A 3,794-nucleotide genomic window follows, 5' to 3' on the forward strand; every position below is an offset into this window, starting at 1 on the left:
GAGGTGTCCGACGGATCGTGCGCCTGCGGCGGGCTGTTCCCCGGAACCGGGGCTCCACCCCAGACGGCAAGGGCGGGGAGCCCCTCGCACAGGCCGCGGGTCAGGCGGCGTCTGGCGGGTCGTGACGGCTGCGGCGGGCTGTTCCCCTCCCCGCCCCTTCCCGAAACTGGGGCTCCGCCCCAGACCCCGGGTAACGGGAAAGGGCGGGGCGGCGTCCGACGGCTCGTGCCGCCCGCGGCGGACTGCTCCCTTCCCTGAAACGGGGGCTTCTGCCCCCAGTCTCGGGGTCCAGGGGCGGAGCCCCTGCTACGAGGCGGAGCCGCATGTGGATGCTGCGGGAAGGGGCGGGGCGGGGAAAGCGCCGATGTGCGGCTCCGCCGCGTGGTCCGCCGGACAACCCCATCGGGGCTGTGGCCGTCACACCGTGAGGACGATGCGGCCGTTGGCCGAGTGGTCCTCCAGGCGCTGGTGGGCGGTGGCGGCGTCCGCCAGGGGGAAGGTCTCGATCTCGACGTCGGCGAGGCCGTCGGTGGCCGCCTGGAGTGCGGCCCGGGCGGCCGGTGCGAAGGTCTCGGGGTGGGCCGGGAGGTAGCCGCCCGCGTTGAACCCGGTGACGGTGAAGTTGCCGTACCAGATCCGGTTGCCGTCGATGCCGCCGTGGTTCCAGTCGCCGCTGGCGTTGCCGACCAGCAGAAGACGGCCGGAGGGCGCGAGCAGTTCCAGGCTCTGGGTGCGTACGAGACCGCCGACGGGGTCGACGATGACGTCGAATCTCTCACCGTCGAGGGCCCCCGGCAGCCGCGCGGAGTCGACGACGGTGTCGTACGGCAGCTTGGTGGCGGCAGCCGCTCCCATCCGCTCGGTGCGGACCGTGCCGACCACCCGTGAGGCACCGAGTTGCCGGGCGATGCCGGGGAAGGCGGCCGCAAGCGCGCCCAGTGCTCCGTGGACCAGGACGCTTTCGCCCGCGGATGTGCGGATGGCGCTGGTGAGCGCGACATGGGCCATGAGCGCGTTGGGGATCACGGCGACGGCGAGGGCGGGGTCGATGGCGTGGCCCTCCGTCGAGACGACATGGGCCTGATCGGCGAGGAACACCGACGCGTACCCTCCCCGCCCGTCGCCGGAGGAGAGCGCCACCACCTTCTCCCCGGGGGCGAACCCGGTCACGCCCTCGCCCAGCGCGCGCACGGTCCCGGCCACCTCGAGGCCGGGGACGTACGGCGGTTGCGGCAGCCCGTCCCGGTCCTTGTACAGCCCCTGTCGGATGTACGCGTCGATGAGGCCGACGGCGGCGTGGGTGACGTCGATCGCGATCTGGCCGGGGCCGGGTGCCGGATCGGGCAGTTCGGTGAGGGTGAGCACGCCCGGTTCGCCGAACCGGGTGACCTGTACGGCCTTCATGGCGATTCCTCTCGAATTTAACGCACCCCATGATGCGTTAAATTGACGCTATCACGATGGGCCGGGATAGCGCATCCCTGTGTGCGTTAAGGTGCTGCAGTGCATCAACGAGCTCGATCGGCCGAGGACAAGGCACGCCGTGCGGACGATCTGCTGAAGGCGGCGGAGGCGCTCGCGCGCGAACTCGGCGGCGTCCGGTACGTCACGCTGGCGGCGGTCACCGAGCGGGCCGGACTGCACCGGACCGGTGTGCGGCGGTACTACGCCAGCAAGGAGGAGCTGCTGCTGGAGCTGGCCGAGCGGGGCTGGGGCCAGTGGCGTGACGCGGTCAAGAGCGCGGTGGCGGACCGGGCCGGCCTCGGGCCCGCGCAGACGGCGGCCGTGGTCAGCGAGACCCTGGTCGCGCTACCGGTGTTCTGCGACCTCCTGACGCACGTCACGCTGTACCTCGAAGGCGATGTCGACATCGAACGGGCCCGCCGGTACAAGACCAACTCCTTCGCCGCGCACGATGAGATCGCCGCCACGCTGGATGACGCGAGCACGATGACGGGCGAGCAGATCGCCAACCTGCTGGCGGCGGCGATCATGCTGGCCGCCGGCCTCTGGCAGGTCTCCCATCCCACCCCCACCCTTGCGGCGCTGTACGAGCAGGTGCCGCGGTGGGGGCATGTAGCGCTGGATTTCGCCCCGCGGCTGACGAGCCTGCTCGAAGCGTGCGCGGTGGGACTCGGCGAGGCGTGATGGCGGAAGCTGCTCAGGCTCCCAGGCTCAGGCTCAGGCTCGGGCGCGGCGGATCGCGCGCCCCGCGAGGACGTCCGTCCGCCGCCCGTCCTCGATGACGGAACGGCCGTCGATGAGGACGTGGGGGATGCCGGTCGGCAGAGTGCGCGGGGCCTCGAACGTCGAGCCCGCCGCGACCGTCTCCGGGTCGAAGAGGACGAGGTCCGCGCGGTAGCCCTCGCGGATCAGGCCGCGGTCGGGGAGGCGGAGGCGGGCCGCGGGGCGGGCGGTGAGGTGGGCCACGCACTCCTCCAGGGTGAGGACGCCCAGCTCACGGACGTAGCGGCCCAGGTACTGGGGGAAGGTGCCGTACGCGCGGGGGTGCGGCTTGGCGCCGTTCAGGATGCCGTCGCTGCCGCCGGTGTGGGCGGGGTGTTTCATGATCGCCTGGACGTTCTCCTCATGCCCGACGTGCTGCAGGATCGTCGGGCCGAGGCGGTCGTCCAGGAGGAGGCGGCGCGCGGTGACCCAGGGGGCCTCGGCTCGCTCGCGGGCGCTCGCGGCGACCGTTTTGCCGACGTATTCGGTGAGGGCCGGGTCGTTCACACCGGAGATCTCGATGGTGTCCCAGTTGATCGGCACCCCGTGGCAGCCGTCCGCTCCCTCTTCCTCCATGACGTGCCGGATGCGCTCGGCTTCGGCGTCGTCGCGCAGCCGTGCGAGGGCCGCGTCGGGGCCGCCCTCGGCCGCCCAGCTCGGCAGCATCGCGGCGAGCGTGGTGCAACCGGGGAGGTAGGGATAGGTGTCGAGGGTGATGTCGGCGCCGTCGGCGATCGCGGCGTCGAGGAGGGCGAGCAGTTCGGGGGCGCGGCCCTTGTTGAGGTCGAAGTTCATGGTGGCGTGGGCGAGGTGCAGCGCACAGCCCGCCTCCCGGCTGAGGGCCACCATCTCCTCGTAGGCGCGCAGGGCGCCGGCGCCGTAGGAGCGGTGGTGCGGGCAGTAGTAGCCGTCGTACGCGGCCACGACCCGGCACAGCTCGGTGAGTTCGGCGTCGGATGCGTACATCCCGGGGGTGTAGGTGAGCCCGGAGGACAGGCCGACCGCCCCCTGCTCCAGCCCCTCCGCCACCAGCGCCTTCATCCGCTCGACCTCGGCGGGTGTCGCGTCGCGGTCCTCCCAGCCGAGGGCGAGCATGCGGACGGTGCCCTGGGGGATGAGGTACGCGGCGTTGACCGCGATGCCCTGGCCGTCGAAGCCGTGGTCGAGGCGGTCCAGGAACTCGCCGACGGTGCGCCAGGTGAAATCGATGTCGGAGCCGTCGCCGTTCCAGCCGGTGATGGCGGTCCGGATCTGGGCGAGCGTGCGGTCGTCCACCGGCGCGTACGAAAGCCCGTCCTGGCCGATGACCTCCAGGGTCACGCCCTGGGCGGCCTTCGCGGAGTGGTCGGGGTCGCGGAGCAGGGCGAGGTCGCTGTGGGCGTGCATGTCGATGAAGCCGGGGGAGAGGGCGAGGCCGTCGGCCTCCACGACCCGCCGTCCGCTTGGGCGTGGCCCACCGCCCTCCGGTACGACGGCGGCGATCCGTCCGCCATCTACGGCCACGTCTGCCCGGCACCGGGCTTGCCCGGTGCCGTCGATGACGTCCGCACCGCGAATGACCAGCTCCA

General features: G+C 72.3%; 3 protein-coding genes. 1 reads left to right on the forward strand and 2 read right to left on the reverse strand.

Annotation, left to right across the window (positions count from 1 at the left end; translation table 11 throughout):
- Window positions 1–417: 417 nt before the first annotated feature.
- Window positions 418–1,404 (reverse strand): zinc-binding dehydrogenase, encoded by a 987-nt coding sequence (locus GWI24_RS41890; protein ID WP_210951255.1) that lies wholly within the window; start codon window positions 1,402–1,404, stop codon window positions 418–420.
- A 99-nt stretch (window positions 1,405–1,503) separates the two neighbouring features.
- Here GWI24_RS41890 and GWI24_RS41895 point away from each other — a divergent pair, with 99 nt between their 5' ends.
- The gene (locus GWI24_RS41895) at window positions 1,504–2,148 is read left to right on the forward strand and encodes a TetR family transcriptional regulator (RefSeq protein WP_210951256.1); all 645 of its coding nucleotides are present in this window, start codon (window positions 1,504–1,506) and stop codon (window positions 2,146–2,148) included.
- Between the two features lie 33 nt (window positions 2,149–2,181).
- On the opposite strand, the gene GWI24_RS41900 is transcribed toward GWI24_RS41895, so the two are convergent.
- Window positions 2,182–3,794 (reverse strand): amidohydrolase family protein (locus GWI24_RS41900; protein WP_247617630.1); only part of this gene is annotated, 1,613 nt, incomplete at its 5' end.

This window comes from Streptomyces sp. MK37H (genome assembly GCF_018035285.1).
Lineage (GTDB): Bacteria > Actinomycetota > Actinomycetes > Streptomycetales > Streptomycetaceae > Streptomyces > Streptomyces endocoffeicus.

Excerpts from the sequence above, each read along its gene's own strand:
- GWI24_RS41890 (WP_210951255.1), bottom strand. The coding sequence starts at position 1,404 with ATGAAGGCCGTACAGGTCACCCGGTTCGGCGAACCGGGCGTGCTCACC.